This window comes from Algoriphagus oliviformis, assembly GCF_017254915.1.
Lineage (GTDB): Bacteria > Bacteroidota > Bacteroidia > Cytophagales > Cyclobacteriaceae > Algoriphagus > Algoriphagus oliviformis.
This window is the reverse complement of sequence record NZ_JAFKCT010000097.1, coordinates 1-281: the sequence shown is the minus strand read 5'-3', so window position 1 is coordinate 281 and position 281 is coordinate 1. Positions and strand designations below refer to the sequence as shown.

The 281-nt window shown below is 55.9% G+C and carries 1 protein-coding gene; it reads left to right on the top strand.

Translation table 11 applies throughout. The annotated features are described in order from the left end of the window. On the top strand, positions 1-281 hold a 281-nt coding region (ndhC, locus tag J0A68_RS23425; RefSeq protein WP_206580533.1), incomplete at both ends, for an NADH-quinone oxidoreductase subunit A.

The window sequence follows — 281 nt, the reverse complement described above, 5'->3', positions numbered from 1 at the left end:
AATCAGGCATCGACTCGGTCGGCACGGCGCGCATGCGTTTGTCCGCCAAGTTCTACCTGGTGGCCATGTTCTTCGTTATTTTCGACGTTGAAGCCTTATACCTGTATGCCTGGTCGGTCTCGATTCGCGAGAGCGGCTGGGTAGGCTTTATCGAAGCCGCCATTTTCATTTTGGTGCTATTGGCCGGTCTGGTTTATCTGGTGCGCATCGGCGCGTTGGATTGGACTCCGGCGCGTTCCCAACGCCGCAGCAAACCGAGCACGATCACTAACACCAACAGT